Below are 17196 nucleotides of genomic sequence, written 5' to 3'. Positions count from 1 at the left end.
TGGCGCGAATCTATCCAGCGACTTTCGCGCAAGACACTGTCACCCCCGCCTTCGCGGGGGTGACAGAACAAACCTTAACTGAGCGGCATTGGGGAGGGAGACAACTTTCTAAGGGTTATAGCCGAGTACCGGGCTTAACCATTTCTCCAGTTCGGCCACGGTCATGCCTTTGCGGTGGGCGAGGCTTTCGATCTGATCTTTCTGCACTTTACCGACGTTGAAATACTCTGCCTTGGGGTGCGAGAAATACCAGCCGGACACGGCGGCGGTGGGCCACATGGCGTAGTGCTCGGTGAGTTTGATGCCGATGTGATGTTCCGGGTCGAGCAGTTTGAACAAGGTGGCTTTTTCGGTGTGGTCCGGGCAGGCTGGGTAGCCGGGCGCCGGACGAATGCCGCGATACTGCTCCTTGATCAGTTGGTCGTTGTCGAGTGACTCGTCTGGCACGTAGGCCCAGAACTCTTTGCGCACGCGCTCGTGCAGGCGCTCGGCCAGCGCTTCGGCGAACCGGTCGGCCAGCGCCTTGACCATGATGCTGGAATAATCATCGCCTTGGCGCTCGTACTCGGCGGTGAGTTCATCAACACCAATACCGGCAGTCACCGCAAACGCGCCAATGTAGTCCTTTACGCCACTGGCTGCCGGCGCGATGTAATCGGCCAGCGAGGCATGCACATCGGCCGCGCCTTGCTTGATGGTCTGGGTGCGCAAATGATGCAGCGTTGCCAGCTTTTGCTGGCGCGCTTCGTCGGCATAAACCGCGATGTCGTCTGACGCGCTGCTGCTGACGCCGACATTAGCCGGCCAGAAACCGAGCACGGCGCGAGCCTTGATACGTTTGCCTGCGACCAGCTTCTTGAGCATGGCTTGCGCGTCATCGAACAGCTGGCGCGCCGCTTCGCCAACGACTTCATCCTGCAAAATGCGCGGATATTTGCCGGCCAGATCCCAGGTGATGAAAAACGGCGTCCAGTCGATATAGGGCACCAGCTCGTCGAGTGAGTAATCATCAAACACTTTGATGCCAGTGAAGGTTGGCACCGGCGGTGCGTAATGCGCCCAGTCGGTCTGAATGCCGCGCGTCACGGCCTCGGCGTACGGCCGCGTGGTGCCGCGCACGGTGCCGTCGTGCCGGGCACGGATCACCTCATACTCGGCCTTGAGGTCACGCACATAGGGCTCGCGCAGCTCCTGCGACAACAGCGTCGTTGCCACGCCGACGGCGCGCGAGGCATCCGGCACGTAAACCACCTGATTGAGGGTAAATTGCGGCTCGATTTTGACGGCCGTATGCGCCTTGGAAGTGGTGGCGCCACCGATCAACAAGGGTTTGTTGATGCCCTGCCGCTGCATTTCGCGGGCGACGTTGACCATTTCATCCAGCGACGGCGTGATAAGGCCCGACAAACCGATGATGTCGCACTGCTGCTCGACCGCCGTCTGCAGGATTTTTTCGGCCGGGACCATGACGCCGAGATCAATCACTTCAAAGTTGTTGCATTGCAGGACCACGCCGACAATGTTCTTGCCAATGTCGTGGACATCGCCTTTGACGGTGGCCATGACAATCTTGCCATTGGTCTTGGCAGCGCCGGCTTGCTCGGCCTGACCCTTTTCCAACTCGATATAGGGCTGCAGGTAAGCGACGGCCTGCTTCATGACCCGCGCCGATTTGACCACCTGCGGCAGGAACATCTTGCCGGCGCCGAACAGATCACCGACCACGTTCATGCCGTCCATCAACGGCCCTTCGATGACATCGAGCGGTCGCTTGGTTTGGACCCGCGCCGCTTCGGTATCCTCGATGATGAACTGGGTGATGCCTTTGACCAGCGCATGCTCCAGCCGCTTGTTGACCGGCCAGCTGCGCCAATCCAGATCGTCATCGGTTTTCTTGATGGCGCCGGTCTTGAATTTTTCGGCAATCTCCAGCAGCGCTTCGGTGGGGCTCTTTTCACCGGCATCGGTTGCGGTAACAGCCGGCTGCCGGTTCAGCACCACGTCTTCCACTTTTTCACGCAGCTCGGCCGGCAGTTCGTCGTACACCGCCAGCTGGCCGGCGTTGACAATGCCCATGCTGAGACCGGCCTTGATGGCGTGATACAGAAAGACCGAGTGGATGGCTTCCCGAACCGGGTCATTGCCACGGAACGAGAACGAGACATTGGAAACCCCGCCAGAAATACCGACATGGGGCAGGTACTGACGTATCCAGCTACAAGCCCGGATGAAATCAACGGCGTAATTGTTGTGCTCGTCGATGCCGGTGGCGATGGCAAAAATGTTCGGGTCAAAAATGATGTCTTCCGGCGGAAAGCCGATTTCATCGACCAGAATGCGATAGGAGCGTTCGCAGATTTCAATCTTGCGCTCAAAGCTGTCAGCCTGGCCTTGCTCGTCAAATGCCATGACAACCACCGCAGCGCCATACTGCTGGCACAGTTTGGCCTTGGCTTTGAAATCGGCGACGCCTTCTTTCATGCTGATCGAGTTGACCACGCACTTGCCTTGCAGGCATTTGAGCCCGGCCTCGATCACCTCCCATTTGGAGGAGTCGAGCATGATCGGCAGCCGCGAGATGTCAGGCTCGGTGGCAATCAGCTTGCAAAAGCGATCAATGGCGACGACGGCATCGAGCATGCCTTCGTCCATGTTGATATCAAGAATCTGGGCGCCGTTCTCGACCTGCTCCTGCGCCACCTGCAACGCCGCGGTGTAATCACCAGCAACGATCAGGCGCTTGAACTTGGCCGAGCCAGTGACGTTGCAGCGCTCGCCGACGTTGACGAACAGCGAATCATTTTTGATGTTGAACGCTTCCAGCCCGGACAGCCGGCAGGCAACTTCAATGTCGGGCCGCTGCCGTGGCGGGTATTTGCCAGCCGCCTCAGCGAGCAAGGCAATGTGCGCCGGCGTGGTGCCGCAGCAACCGCCGACGATATTCAAGAAACCGCTGGCGAGAAACTCCTCGACCACCGCCACCATCTGCTCCGGCGTTTGATCGTATTCGCCAAAGGCATTCGGCAAACCCGCGTTGGGGTAGGCCGAGGTGTAGCAGCCGGCGATGCGCGACATCTCTTTGACATAGGGCCGTAGCTCGGCAGCACCGAGCGCGCAGTTCAGGCCAATTGAAATCGGTTTGGCATGCGCCAGCGAGTTGTAGAACGCCTCGGTGGTTTGCCCGGACAGCGTCCGGCCGGATGCGTCAGTGATGGTGCCGGAGATCATCACCGGCAGCGAAAAACCTTCACGATCAAAATACGCCTGCACCGCGAATACCGCGGCCTTGGCATTGAGCGTATCAAAAATGGTTTCGATCAGAATGACATCGCTGCCGCCACGAACGAGGCCGTCAAGACTTTCCAGGTAGGTCTCGACCAGTTGATCAAAGCTCACGTTGCGGGCAGCCGGGTCATTGACATCCGGCGAGATGGAAGCCGTACGCGAAGTGGGCCCAAGCACGCCGGCGACAAAGCGCGGCTTGGTCGGATCTTTGGCGGTGTAGTGATCAGCGGCTTCGCGCGCTACGCGTGCCGCGGCTACGTTGAGTGCATGTGCCAGATGCTGCATCTCGTAATCGGCCATCGAGATGCGGGTGGCGTTGAAGGTATTGGTCTCGATGATATCGGCGCCGGCTTCCAGATAGGCTTCATGGATGGCGCGGATGACCTGGGGCCGGGTGATGCTGAGCAGGTCGTTGTTGCCTTTGACGTCTTTGTGGAAATCCTTGAACGGTTCGCCACGGTAATCGGCTTCACTGAGCTTGTAGGTCTGGATCATCGTGCCCATGCCGCCATCGAGCACCAGAATGCGCTCGGTGAGCGCCGCCTGCAGGGCCTCGATACGGCCGGCACGGTCACGCGCCAGCTCGGCACAATGCGGTTCGTGTGGGCGCTTCTCGCCGGTAAAGACGTTGGCCGCAATCGGTTGATCAACCGTCGGGCGATGATTGGCACAGGTACAGGAAACGGGATGCGTCACAGCGGATGGACTCACAGCTATTGGCCTTCAGTAAAAGCCAAACGAGTTATGGCAAACAGTCGTGATGGAAAGCGGTACTGATGAAAAACGGTACTGATGGAAAACGGTACTGATAAAAATAGTATAGGCAGTTCCGTCTGCAGGATTTCTACTATGCGTTGTTTATTGGTTGGTGGTTAGACCTGGCTTCAGCCTCATCCAACCTTCTCCCATCAAGGGGGAAGGCTTTCAAGTCCTCTCCCTTGGTGGGAAAGGACCTGGGTGAGAGTGAAGCCAACCGCAAATTTAGCCAGCGCACAGCACGACCAACCACCAAGACATTGCTGGCGATCGTACCTGCTCCGGCGCCAAGTCCATATGCCTTTTCCTTCTGACTCAAGTTTGACGCCCCGTTGGCTGCCGCGTAGAGTCCCGCCGTCCTTTTCAGGTCCCGGCTTGGCGCTCAGGCGCAGGGCCGGGTTAATTGGGAAGTCCGGTGATTGGGCGGTGTGTTGACCGCATGATCGCATCAGTCCGGCGCTGCCCCCGCAACGGTAACTTGCCCACCGGCAAGAAGCCCGATACCAGCCTGAACAGGAAAGACTGCGTGCTCACTGTCGCAAGACGCGGGCGCCCAGTCGTACCGGGACGATGCGGAGGGCGTCGTCACAGGCAGCTGCAACCCATCTGCTTTGCCCATATCCTGCGCATTTTTTGCGACAGGCGCGGGCCATCCCTCCTCAATTGCTCACTCTCGACATTGAGGAAATCGTGAAAGTCCATTTTCATTTCAACGCGCTGATCCTGAAGCCACTGATCCTGACGCAGCTGGTTCTGACGCCGCTAATTCTGTTACCGGCCGTCGCTCATGGTGACGACAACGCGGCAGCGCACGCGGAAGCCGATCACATTTCGGTGATCGGCACACGCTCGGCACAATCGACACCGGTTTTGCCGGCCGCCATCCAGATTATCTACCGAGATCAGATTGCCCGCAGTGGCGCCGACTCGCTGGTGCAAGTGCTGGCCACACTTGGCGGCCTGCAGATCACCGACATGATTGGTAACGGCGGCCGCGGTGCCAGCGTCAGCATGCGTGGCTTTGGCGAAAATGGCGTCAACAACGTCCTGCTGCTGGTCGATGGCCGCAAGCTGAACAATCCGTCGCTGGCCGGCCCCGATCTGGCCAGTATTTCGCTGCAGAATGTCGTGCGCATTGAAATTCTGCACGGCAGCGCAGGTTCGCTGTATGGCGATCAGGCCAGTGCCGGCGTCATCAACATCATCACCGGTCATCCGGACGAGCAACAGGTTACGCTGGAAGCGGGCCGCGGCAGTGACGATGCCGAGATCTACCGAGCCTCGGTGCAGCAAGCGCTCGGCAATGGCTTTTCCTACCGCCTGGCCGGTGAAAAGAAACTGGCCGACAATTATCGCGACAACAATGAACAGAATTACCACAACATTTTTGCCAACGTCGGTCTGCAAACCGGCCTCACCACGCTGGCGCTCGATCTGCAACAGACCCGCGACAATCTCCGCCTGCCCGGCAGTCTGAGCCGCGACCAGCGCGACGACGATAGAGGACAGAGCAGCTCACCGACTGATTACGGTGATCGCCGCACCGACGCCGCCCGCCTTGGCGTCGAGGTCGCATTGAACGAACATTGGCGGCTGCTCGCCGACCTCAGCCAGCGCGACGACGATACCCGTGGCGCGTTGTATGCCAGCCCGTTTCGTTACCAGACCACGGTGGCAGCGCTGCAACCACGGCTGAGTGGCAGCGTTGCCACCGAACATGGCGAACTCTTGCTGACCACCGGCTTTGATCAGGAAAACGCCGACGCCGAATACGATTACGGCTATGGCGTAACGGCGTTTGATCAGCAAACACGCGATCTGTATGGCCAGCTCACCGTACCGTTGGCCGCCGACTGGCTCGTAACCGCCGGCGGTCGCCATAGCCAGTTGATTGCCGATCACAATCTTGCCCGCGACGTTGACGATACGCTGACGGTGGTTCAGCTCGGCATCAGTCAACAACTGACTGCCTCACATCGCTGGTTCCTGCGTCGCGACGAAGGTTTCCGCTGGCCGACCGCTGATGAAAACGGCTTTGTCGCACCGACAGTAAGCCAGCTCAAACCGCAGCAATCGGTATCGCTGGAGCTCGGACTCGACAGCCAATTCGACGCCTTGACGCTGACCGCCGTTGCCTACCGGCTGAACCTGAGCGATGAAATTTTTTACGACCCGCTCGCCGACGGTCCGTTTGGTCCCGGCACCGGCGCCAACATCAATCTCGACGACTCGACCCGGCAAGGCTTCAACGTGCGCGGCAATGTCGCGTTGGCATCGGTCTGGGCTCTGCACTTCAACTACAGTTACGTCGACGCCCGCGTTGACAGTGGCCATTTTGCCGACCAGCGCGTGCCGCTGGTTGCCCAGCAACAAGCGGGCGGCGGCCTGAGCTGGTCCGCCAGCGACAGCTTGACACTGTATGTTGATGGTCAATACACCGGCGAACGTTACCGCGCCGGCGACAATGACAATCGCGACAACCGGCTCGGCGGCTACACCGTTTTCAATGCCAGCGCCCGCTTGCAACTGGCGCGCTTGCATGTGCTAGCCCGCGTCAATAATCTCGGCGACAAGCAATACGACAGTTTCAGCGGCGGCGTGGCGCCGTTCGATTATTACTATCCCGCCGCAGGCCGGCAATGGGCCGTGACAGTAGGCATGAGCTTCTGATTGATGAGCTTGGCAATCAAGAGGAGTCGCGCAATTCATCACCCTCATTCCAACCTTCTCCCGTCAAGGGAGAAGGGGGAAGACACGTTGACCGACTGGCGCTCAATCGCGACCGTGTGTCGAAAGCCTTGATCATGATAGGACTGACCTGGAATTGACAAAACGAAGCGTCATTCGGTTGCCGCGCATGAGCCAAGGATGAGTAACTGGGGCGTGAAGCGAAGCTGGGCGCAATAGGAATTGAAGCCCTCTCCCTTGACGGGAGCGGGTTGGGTGAGAGTGAATAGCCTGCTCCAGATATTCAGGGAAGAATAAATGCGCTTGTCCGACAACCAACGATGCCGAGCGCGGCGGCTTCGGAAGGAAATGACTGACGCCGAACGGATGCTATGGCGCCAACTTCGCGACCCGGAAAAATTCGCCGGCAAATTTCGGCGGCAGTTTCCGCTCGGTGACTACATCGTTGATTTTGTCTGCATTGAGCGAAGATTGATCATCGAAGTCGATGGCAGCCAGCACTTGCAATCCAGCCATGACGAGGCCCGCAGCAAATGGCTGGAACTCAATGGCTTCCGCGTTATCCGCTTTTGGAACAATGAGGTATTGGTGGACACGGAATCGGTTTGTCAGACCATTTGGTTGGCGCTGCAGGAGCGCGCGATCCCGAGTAATGGTTCACTTTAGCGGCTTCACCCTCACCCAACCCTCTCCCGTCAAGGGAGAGGGCTTTTAACACAGTCGTGCGACATGACACTGATAAGAAGTGGCCTGTGTTTTGCTCCTTCTCCCTTGACGGGAGAAGGCTGGGATGAGGGTGAACCTTTAGTAAGAGCCTCAGTTCGCTAACAAGCAAATTGTAAAGACGCCAGACAAGAAACTGTCAATGGATCAAGCCATGACCGACGAATCAAGCAACCAACACCAGCGCAAAATGCAAAAGCTCAAGACTGCCGTCGATGCCGGCATCGCGGCCGCCACTGACGACCGCGGGCTGGTGCTGCTTTTGACCGGCGATGGCAAAGGCAAAACCAGTTCCGCGTTTGGTATGGTGATGCGCAGCCTCGGTTACGGTCATAAGGTGGGGGTAGTGCAGTTCATCAAAGGGGTGCAACTGTCCGGTGAAGAGCTGTATCTGCGTCAGCAACACCCGGAGGTCCACTTTTATCAGATGGGCACCGGATTTACCTGGGATACCCAAAACCGCAGCACCGACATCGCGGCGGCTGAACGGACCTGGGCAGTCGCTGCCGAGTTGCTGCGCGATGCCAGCGTGCAATTGTTGGTGCTGGATGAACTGACCTATATGCTGAGCTTCAAGTATCTGGATGAAGCGATGATACTGGCCGCGATACGCGCCCGCCCGCCGGGACAGACCGTGGTCATCACCGGCCGTGGTGGTGGCAGCGCCCTGCGTGAGCTTGCCGATACCGTGGCCGAGGTGCAGGACATCAAGCATGCGTTTCGTGCTGGCATCATGGCGCGCAAGGGTGTTGACTTCTGAACCCGAAACTCCGTGGATGGTTGACAGGAACAGGATTCAAGCAGTGAAACGACTGGCGCTTGTCGCGGTGATTTTTCTCAGCCTGTGCCCACTGGTGCAGGCGGATGATGCACGCCGCGCGCCCACCCAGACGCGAGCCGTTACTGACGCGCCAAAGCGGGTGGTATCGATGTCACTCTGCCTCGATGAATTGCTGATTGCACTGGCCGAGCCGGCGCAGATCGCTGCGGTTTCATCGCTGGCGCGTGATCCGCGTTACAGCAGCGTCTGGCAAACAGCGCAGCAATTGACTGCACACGGCGGTTCTGCCGAGCAGATTGCCAGCTTGCAGCCGGATCTGATTTTGGCGGCTGATTACGAGCGAGGCAAAGCAGTGCAGGTGTTGCGACAACTGGGCTTTCCGGTGCTCGCCATCGACAGCCCTACCCGGCTGGCCGATGTTCCCACCATGGTGCGCACCGTCGCCGCTGCGCTAGGCCGGCCCGATCAAGCCAATCAGCAACTCGCCGCATTGCAAAACAAACTTGCCGAGGTCCACACAAGGGTGGCGACGCTGCCACGCTTGCTTGCGCTTAGCTACGCACCGAACGGCTATACCGCCGGCACTGGCTCGATCAAAAATGAACTGCTGCACCTGGCCGGCTTTGACACAGTAGCCGACCGGCTGCAGTGGCCTTACGACCGCGAACTGGGTATCGAGCAATTGCTGCACTTGCAGCCCGATGTGATTTTTCTTGAAGAACAGCGCGGCGGTCAGCAGTCGCTGGCGCAACAGCTATTGCGGCACCCCGCATTGCAGGCGTTTGGGTTGCAAAACAGCGCACATCAATCCACAGAGCCCACGCTAGTTCATACAAAACTCCGCCGTGTCGAATTTCCGAGCCAGTACTGGCTTTGCCCCGGGCTGCAGCTTGGCGATGCTGCGCAGGCGCTGACCGCCGCACGTCTCGCAGTCGAGGCGGCGCCATGAACGCTGACCATCCATGAAGACCAACAATCCATGAAGGCTAACAATCGTCGCTGGCTGCCAGCGCTGCTGCTCGTTGCCATTGCACTGTTGCTGCTGCTGTCGATGTCCATCGGTAGCGTCGCGCTGCCGTGGTCAGAACTGTTGTCGCAGCTGTGGCACGGCCATGAATCCGTCAACACTATTATCGTTACCGAGATCCGTTTGCCGCGTGCGCTGTTGGCGGCGGCGGTCGGCGCAGTCCTCGGGTTGTCTGGCGCTGCGCTGCAGGGGTTGTTCCGCAATCCGCTCGCAGAATCCGGCTTGGTCGGGGTCTCCAGTTGTGCGTCACTGGGCGCTGTCATCGCGCTGTATTACGGCTTCAGTCAGTTTGCCTGGTGGGTGATGCCCGGGTTTGGCATGGCCGGTGCGCTGCTGGCTGTGCTGGCGCTGTTTGTGCTCGCCGGTCGCGGCAGCAGCATCACCGGATTGTTGCTGGCCGGCGTGGCGATCAATGCCTTTGCCGGCGCCTGCATTGCGCTGGCACTGAATTTTGCGCCGAATCCGTACGCGATGTCGGAGATGGTGTATTGGCTACTCGGTTCGTTCAGCAACCGTACGCTGAATGAGTTGCTGTTCGCGCTGCCGTTTCTGCTGCTGGGTTCGGTGCTGGTGTGGCGGCAGCGGCGATTTCTTGATGCGCTGAGTCTTGGCGAGGAAACAGCGCAGACGCTGGGGTTTTCGTTGCCACGCTCGCGGCTGTTGCTGGTGATGGGAATCGCGGCGTCGGTCGGTGCCGCGGTTGCCGTTAGCGGCAGCATTGGCTTTGTCGGCTTGTTGGTACCGCATCTGATGCGACCGCTGGTGGGCCATCAACCGGGCCGCCTGCTCTCACTCAGTGCGCTGGCCGGGGCGGTCTTGCTGCTGATCGCCGATATCTGCGTGCAACTCGTTGCGCGGTTCAGTGCCATTACCGGCGGCGCGACGGCGGAACTGAAAATTGGCGTCGTCACGGCCCTGTTCGGGGCGCCGTTTTTTCTGTTGCTTATCGTGCGCTTGCGCCATCGCACGACCTGAATTTCTTAACGGGAACGGAAGTGCTGAACGCGAATGAAAGCCCTGAATGAGAACGGAAACGCGGAATGAGAATCGAAATGCCGGATGAGCCCGACATGACCCCAGCCACCACGCTGCTGGCGGCACAGCAAGTCAATTATCACTACGGTGAGCAGCAAGTGCTGCACGATATCAGCGTCACGGTCGCGGCCGGCAGCATGGTCGGCATCATTGGCCCGAACGGCGCTGGTAAAAGCAGTTTGCTGAAACTGCTGGCCGGCCTACTGATACCGAGCCATGGTCAGCTGCGTTTGCATGAACGCGATCTACAGCAGTACCGCAAACCGGAGCTAGCGCGGCTGATTAGCTATCTCGCACAGGGCGCGCCGGTGCACTGGCCGTTGCAAGCCCAGCGTGTAGTGGAGTTGGGTCGCTTGCCGCACACCGGCGTTGCCGACGCGCTGTCGGATGCAGACCGTCAAGCCGTGGCCGACGCCATGCTGCGGGCAGACGTCACTGCCTTTGCCGATCGCGCCGTGACCGAATTATCAGAAGGTGAGCGGATGCGGGTGATGATTGCGCGGATGTTTGCAACCCAGGCGCAATTGATGTTGGCCGATGAGCCCACCGCCGCGCTCGATCTGTATCACCAGCATCACACGCTGGCCTTGTTCCAGCAGCATTGCCGGCACGGTGGCAGCGCCGTGCTGGTGTTGCATGACCTGAATCTGGCCGCGCGTTACTGCGATCAGTTGCTGCTGCTGGATCAGGGCCGGCTGGTGTGCAGCGGCACCCCGGCGCAGGTGTTGACCACGGCTCGCTTGCAGTCGGTGTACCGGATGACGCTACGCATTCAGCCGGTCGACGGTGTGCTGCAGGTACTGGTGGCGGCCCCGTAACGGGCAAACCCTAAGGAAGCTCTGATTAAGTTGTCAACTACCGTTCGTGGTGAGCTTGTCGAACCACAGAAAGCCGATATTTCAGCGAAATTCTGTTCACCCTTCGACAAGCTCAGGGCGAACGGAGACTAAATCAGAGTCTCCCTAATTCGAGAATTTGAATCGCTCGAACTTTGGTAAAACGGCAGCCCGTTTTTACCCCTTCAGCACGTCGTCGATGTCTTCCAGAATGTCATCCAGCTCGCCCAGCAAATGCTGACGCTGTTTGTCGGTAAGTGTCTGCAGCAGATACAGTTGCAGATCCCGGCGCAGCTCGGTCTGTTTGGCAACCGCCGCCTGATAGGCCGGCGCCCGCAACGACTCCGGCTGCAGCAGCATTTGCGCAACGCCCGCTTGCAATGCGACTGCGTCACTGCGATTGCTCAACGTCTGGACAATGTGTTCGCGCCAGCGCTGGCGTGAGACAAGCGCAAAATCGCCCCAGTCGATCGCCTGCGTCTGCCATTGCCGCAAATAGGCTTGCTGATCGTCGGTCAAATCGCCGAGCCAGTTTTCAATTTCGTCGCGACTGTCATCGAAACGTTCGGCCAGTCGCTCGCTCGGGTCGGCGGCACGTTCGGCCAGCTCGTCAACCAGATCGTCGGTGTCTTCGTCATAGCGCTTGAGCAGGTGGGCAATTTGCCGATCGCTCAATCCGGCTGCGAGTTTGACCGCGTCATCGACCAGACCGGCGGCGCTGGCGCTGAGCAGGCTGCGAACTTGTTCGCTGTATTGCAGGTAGCGCTCGCCGTCGAGCCGGCGCTCGGCGATATCGCTGCGTAGCGAGCCCAGCGCCTCACGCCAGCGCGGCAACTGTTCACGCTGGTGCCAGGCCAGACGCTCGTCCAGCCGCTCATCCAGCCAGCGCTCCTGACCGGACTCCAGTTTCAGATAGCGGTCCAACTGCCAGCCAATCAGGGTATCCAGCCGGGGGTAGACAAAACCCAGGCTGCAGCCGGCCAGCAACAGCAGGGCCAATGTGACGGCCAGCACGCGGCCGAGCGCCAGGGTGAAGCCACGCCGGGAGATGCTGGCCAAAATCTGTCCTGCCCGCGCCTGCTCCCGTATAATCGCCGCCCGCTTTGCCATTGCCCTTTGCGCCCCTGCTGCCATGTCCGATTTGCCTGTCCCTACATCCACTGCGCCCACTGCGTCCGCGCTGCCGCCGGTCGCTGCTCCGAGTTTCCTGACCGACGCCGCGGCAAGCCGCCAACGCAAAGACCAGTATGAACTCAACAAGTTGCAAAAACGGCTGCGCCGGGAAGTCGGTCAGGCCATTGCCGACTTCAACATGATCGAAGACGGCGACAAGGTCATGGTCTGCCTGTCCGGCGGCAAGGACTCTTATACGCTGCTCGACATTCTGCTGAGCCTGCAACAGGCCGCGCCGATTCGCTTCGAGATTCTGGCGGTCAATCTGGATCAGAAACAACCGGGCTTCCCGGAAGAGGTGCTGCCCAACTACCTGACCAGCATTGGCGTGCCGTTCGATGTCATCGAAGAAGATACGTACAGCGTGGTCAAACGGGTCATTCCGGAAGGCAAGACCACCTGCTCGCTCTGTTCGCGGCTGCGCCGTGGCGTGCTGTACAACTACGCCCAGCAGCACGGCGTTACCAAGATTGCGCTCGGCCATCACCGCGACGATCTGCTGGAAACCTTCTTCCTGAATTTCTTCTACGGCGGCAAACTCAAAAGCATGCCGCCGAAACTGGTCAGCGACGACGGCCGCAACGTGGTGATCCGGCCGCTGGCCTACAGCCGCGAAAAAGACATTGCCCGTTATGCGCTGCACAAAGAATTCCCGATCATCCCGTGCAATCTCTGTGGCTCGCAGGAAAACCTGCAGCGCAAGGTCGTCAAGATGATGCTGCAGGACTGGGACCGCAAACACCCGGGCCGCATCGAAACGATGTTCCGGGCACTGCAGAATGTGGTGCCCTCGCATCTGGCCGACAGCAACCTGTTCGATTTCAAATCCATCGCCGCGACCGGCGTGCCGATGCCGGACGGCGACCGTGGCTTTGACAAGGAAGATTTTTCCGAGCCGGTGCCGGATGGCGATGATGTGCCGGTCAGTAGTTTGAATGTGGTGCAGCTGTAAGGCGGGTCAAGCGCAGCGGACCCACCGGCGGACAAGCGCCGACTAAGGTTTACGCCGCATGATCGCAAACGGCACTAGTCAACATGCATTGTAGGAGCGACCTCGGCCGCGATTGTTTTTTGCCGCGATTCATTTTCAGGCAAACATCACACTGCCAGCACTACTCACGAAAATGTTGGTCACGATTGCCTCCGTCAACGTGATTTCGCGGCCAAGGCCGCTCCTACAACAAAGCAGAAGAAAAAATGCTCGAATTCAGCACCGAAATCCTGACCCTGCTGTTCTTTGTTGCGGTGGTTGCCGGCTGCATTGACGCCATTGCCGGCGGCGGTGGCTTGTTGACCATTCCGGCGCTGCTGTGGGCCGGATTGCCACCGGCGATTGCGCTCGGTACCAACAAACTGCAGGGCTGTGCCGGTTCGTTTTCCGCGAGCCTCCATTTCATCCGTGAAAAAGCGGTCGACTTTCGCCGATTCTGGCCGGCGTTTCTGGCCTCGCTGATCGGCGGCGCGCTCGGCGCGTTGACCGTGCAGCAGATCGATCCCGGCTTCTTGCGCAAAGTGATTCCGTGGCTATTGATCGGCATTGCGCTGTACATGCTGCTGGCCAAGCGGGTCGGTGAAGTGGAAAGTCACCAGCGCATCAGCCTGACTTGGTTCGCACTGACCATCGGTTTTGGGATTGGCTATTACGACGGTTTTTTTGGCCCCGGCACCGGCACCTTCTTTGCGCTCGGCTGTGTCACCCTGCTCGGCCTGACTCTGCCGGTGGCGACCGCGCACAGCAAGGTGCTGAATTTCGCCAGCAATTTCGCGTCGCTGTGTTTCTTTGTCATCGGCGGCAAGGTGCTGTGGCTGCCCGGTGGCGTGATGGCGGCGGGTCAATTCATCGGTGGCCAGATTGGCGCCCGGCTGGTGTTCAAGGGCGGCGCCAAGCTGGTGCGCGTAGTGTTGGTGGTGATGTCGGTGGCGCTGTCCATCCGCTTGTTCATGACGTCGTAAGCTGTTCGCCGCCCGTTACCGCTTGGCCGATGACGGCGCGGTGTGTTGCGACATGTCGCAGCGCGCCATCATCCGGTTATTCATGAAGGCCGATCGCGTCGGTCCAGCGCTCGACGTCTTTCGCATTGGCCTGTCGCATCAGCCTTTCACACCGACCTTTCACACAGACCCATTATCCTGGCCAATTGCAGGTTCATTGGCAGTCGCCACGGTAGTCGCTATGGCGGCACTGGTTTACACTCTCGTTTCAATTTTCGGCTCGGCAGCGAACATCCGTGCGCTCACCTCTGCGTCTCTCCTTGGCTGTGCTGGCAATCGTCGCCGTGACGGCGCTGCTGTACTGGCCGACAGAGGCACCGATTGCACCGGAGCCCGTCGACGGCCGATTGCCCATGCTGGCCGTGCCGGACCGCTATCTGCTGAAGCTGACCATCCTGCCGGGCCAGCCGGCATTTCGCGGCGAAGTCGCCATCGGCCTGCAATTGCATGACGACACCCGCACGCTCTATCTGCATGGCCGCGATCTGACCGTCAACAACGTGCTGGCCCGTCGTGACGGCAGCGACCCGATCACCGGTCATTACCAGCAACTGACGCCGCAAGGTCTGGCCCGCATCGATTTCGATGACGATCTGCCGGCCGGGTTTCTGACGCTGGAGCTGCAATACGACGGCCAATACACCACCACCTCGGAGGGACTCAGCCGGGTCCAGGTTGGCAACGACTGGTATGTGTTCAGCCAGCTGCACGCCGTTGAAGCGCGCCGGGTTTTTCCCGGTTTTGATGATCCGGCGTTCAAAGCCAGTTTTGAACTGGAGATCATCAGCGGCCGTGACGATGTCGTGATTGGCAACAGCTTGCCGAGCGAGACCCGCGAGCTGCCGGAAGCACTGAAACTGACCCGGCTCAACCGCACACCGCGCATGCCAACCTATTTGCTGAACCTCAGCGTGGGTCCGTTTGATGTGGTCAATGGCCCGGTGATTCCCGCCAACGACGTGCGCAAGCAGCCGCTGAGCTTGCGCGCGGTCACCGTGCGCGGCGAAGGCGTGCGCACCCGCTTTGCCTTGCAGCACACGCCACCCATGCTGAGCGCATTCGAGCAATATTTTGCCATTCCGTTTCCGTTTGAAAAGCTGGACCTGATCGCTGTGCCGGACATTTCGTCCGGCGTACTGGAAAATGCTGGCGCCATCAACTTCCTCGACAAACTGATGTTGATGGATGAACACGCCAGCATCAGTGAACGGCAGACCTTCATTTCCTATAACGCCCATGCGCTGGCGCACCAATGGTTTGGCGATCTGGTGACGATGCCGTGGTGGGATGATCTCTGGCTCAACGAAGGTTTTGCCGAATGGCTGGGTTACGAAATTGCCGCCCAGAGTCATCCGGACTATCCGCTGACATTGGCGATGCAGCAGCAACTGGAATCGGCCATGCAGCACGATGGCCGCAATCCGCTGCTGCGCATCCGGCAACCGCTCAGCCGCGAAGAAGATGTGCAAGGCACCTTCAACAGCATGATCTATGACAAAGCGATGGGGCTGATGCGGATGTATCAGCGCTATCTCGGCAATGAACAATTCCGGCTCGGCTTGCGCAACTATTTTGCCCGCCATGCATTCGGCAACGCCGGCTCCACCGAGTTGTTCCAGTCGATGAGCGACTCGGTCGCCGACCCGAGCATCACACTGAGTTTCGACAGCTTTTTGCAGCAACCGGGTTTGCCGCAAATCCAGCTGGAACAGCAATGCGTCAACACCGATTTGCAATTGCGCCTGCGTCAGCAGGCTTATGCCCCTGCCGGCAGCGTTGCCGGCGAGCAGCAATGGCAATTGCCGGTGTGTCTGCGCACGCCGGACACCGGTCATCAGGCCTGCCGGATGCTCAGTGAACGCGAAGTGATCTGGTCGCCGGGCTGGCGCTGTGATCAGCTGGTGGTGCCTAATGCCGGCGGCGCCGGCTACTATCGCTGGCAGGTTGCCGATGAACACCGGCAACGGCTGCTGGCCGCGTTGCCGGAGTTGCCGCGCGCCGAAGCACTGGATATTGCGGCCAACCTTACTGCAGCGTTCCGGGCCGGCAATCTCAGCGCCGACGATCTGTTCCAGGCAATGCCGATTCTCGCCCGTCACCCGGACCCGGCGGTGCTCGACAGCAGCCTCGACAATTGGCGCTACTTGCTGCAACAACTTGCGGCGCCGCCGCAGCGCACGATCTGGCAAACCCGTCTGCAGAAATTCTTTGCCCAACCCGCATTGATCGCCAACGAAGACCGCGAGCGGCAACAATTCCGCGCGCTGGAATTGCAGGACCGTGATCTGATCCGCAACTTGCTGGCGCAGCACCAGAGCGCGCTGAATGCACTGAAAACGGGCAAGCCCTATGCCGATGCCCAGGACCCGCTGGCACTGGCGTTGGCGGTTGCGGCCGAGCCAAGCTTGCTGCCACGCGTAACCGAACAACTGCAGCAGGAAACCCGCAGTGATCGCCGCGCCGCCCTGATTCAGGCGCTGGCCTGGCAAACCGATGTCAGCATGCTGCCGGCCTTGCAACAGCTGTTGCTGGAACCGAATTTGCGCATCAACGAACGCTGGCGACTGCTGCAGGCCACGTTGACCAGCGCCAGTTTGCAAGCGCAACAATGGCCGTGGCTGCAGCAAAATTTTGAGCCCTTGCTGGTGTTGTTTCCGGATTACCGGCACAGCCAGTTGATCGAGTTGGCCGAATCCCTGTGCGACCCGGCCAGTTGGCAGACCCTGCAGCAATTTCTGGCCAACCGTCGTCCGCAACTGCCGGTGCCGGCCAGCAGCATCGCCAGCACCGACAGTCATATCCGGGAATGTCTGGCACTGCGGCAACAGCTGAACAAAATTCACTGACCGCGCCGGCAAAGCGATGAAACGCTCAACGTTGGAACACCACCATTGACCTCC

The 17196-nt window shown here is 59.6% G+C and carries 11 protein-coding genes and 1 riboswitch; of the genes, 9 read left to right on the top strand and 2 right to left on the bottom strand.

Annotation, left to right across the window (positions count from 1 at the left end; genetic code table 11):
- Positions 1–108: 108 nt before the first annotated feature.
- Positions 109–3867 carry a methionine synthase gene (gene metH / locus HPT27_RS16250; protein WP_172246394.1) on the bottom strand — a complete coding sequence of 1253 codons (3759 nt, stop codon included), beginning with the start codon at positions 3865–3867 and terminating at the stop codon, positions 109–111.
- 522 nt (positions 3868–4389) lie between these two features.
- Positions 4390–4567: riboswitch (cobalamin riboswitch) on the top strand.
- 164 nt (positions 4568–4731) lie between these two features.
- Here metH and HPT27_RS16245 point away from each other — a divergent pair.
- From HPT27_RS16245 to HPT27_RS16220, 6 genes are all read left to right on the top strand, one after another.
- A complete protein-coding gene (locus tag HPT27_RS16245; protein ID WP_172245739.1) occupies positions 4732–6711 on the top strand; it encodes a TonB-dependent receptor in 1980 nt (659 codons plus the stop codon).
- A 315-nt stretch (positions 6712–7026) separates the two neighbouring features.
- A complete protein-coding gene (locus tag HPT27_RS16240) occupies positions 7027–7395 on the top strand; it encodes an endonuclease domain-containing protein (protein WP_172245737.1) in 369 nt (122 codons plus the stop codon).
- A 211-nt stretch (positions 7396–7606) separates the two neighbouring features.
- Positions 7607–8212, top strand: a complete 606-nt coding sequence (cobO, locus tag HPT27_RS16235; RefSeq protein ID WP_172245735.1) for a cob(I)yrinic acid a,c-diamide adenosyltransferase — start codon at positions 7607–7609, stop codon at positions 8210–8212.
- Positions 8213–8255: 43 nt separating this feature from the next.
- On the top strand, positions 8256–9182 hold the full coding sequence (locus HPT27_RS16230) for an ABC transporter substrate-binding protein (protein ID WP_172245733.1): 927 nt from the start codon (positions 8256–8258) through the stop codon (positions 9180–9182).
- A 30-nt stretch (positions 9183–9212) separates the two neighbouring features.
- A complete protein-coding gene (locus HPT27_RS16225) occupies positions 9213–10235 on the top strand; it encodes a FecCD family ABC transporter permease (RefSeq protein WP_172245731.1) in 1023 nt (340 codons plus the stop codon).
- Between the two features lie 65 nt (positions 10236–10300).
- Positions 10301–11113, top strand: a complete 813-nt coding sequence (locus HPT27_RS16220; RefSeq protein ID WP_172245729.1) for an ABC transporter ATP-binding protein — start codon at positions 10301–10303, stop codon at positions 11111–11113.
- A 195-nt stretch (positions 11114–11308) separates the two neighbouring features.
- Here the strand turns inward: HPT27_RS16220 and HPT27_RS16215 are convergent, their stop codons facing one another.
- Entirely contained in the window at positions 11309–12190 is an 882-nt protein-coding gene (locus HPT27_RS16215) for a DUF6279 family lipoprotein (RefSeq protein WP_172245727.1), read from the bottom strand.
- A gap of 73 nt (positions 12191–12263) precedes the next feature.
- On the opposite strand from HPT27_RS16215, the gene ttcA reads away from it, so the two are divergent.
- From ttcA to HPT27_RS16200, 3 genes are all read left to right on the top strand, one after another.
- Positions 12264–13256 carry a tRNA 2-thiocytidine(32) synthetase TtcA gene (ttcA, locus tag HPT27_RS16210; protein WP_172245725.1) on the top strand — a complete coding sequence of 331 codons (993 nt, stop codon included), beginning with the start codon at positions 12264–12266 and terminating at the stop codon, positions 13254–13256.
- Between the two features lie 245 nt (positions 13257–13501).
- A complete protein-coding gene (locus HPT27_RS16205) occupies positions 13502–14257 on the top strand; it encodes a TSUP family transporter (protein ID WP_172245723.1) in 756 nt (251 codons plus the stop codon).
- A 275-nt stretch (positions 14258–14532) separates the two neighbouring features.
- Positions 14533–17142 (top strand): M1 family metallopeptidase, encoded by a 2610-nt coding sequence (locus HPT27_RS16200; RefSeq protein ID WP_172245721.1) that lies wholly within the window; start codon positions 14533–14535, stop codon positions 17140–17142.
- The last annotated feature ends 54 nt before the right edge of the window (positions 17143–17196 follow it).

Source organism: Permianibacter fluminis (genome assembly GCF_013179735.1).
Taxonomy (GTDB): Bacteria; Pseudomonadota; Gammaproteobacteria; order Enterobacterales; family Permianibacteraceae; genus Permianibacter; species Permianibacter fluminis.
Note: the sequence above shows the minus strand (reverse complement) of the source record. Positions and strands in the feature narration are given on the sequence as shown.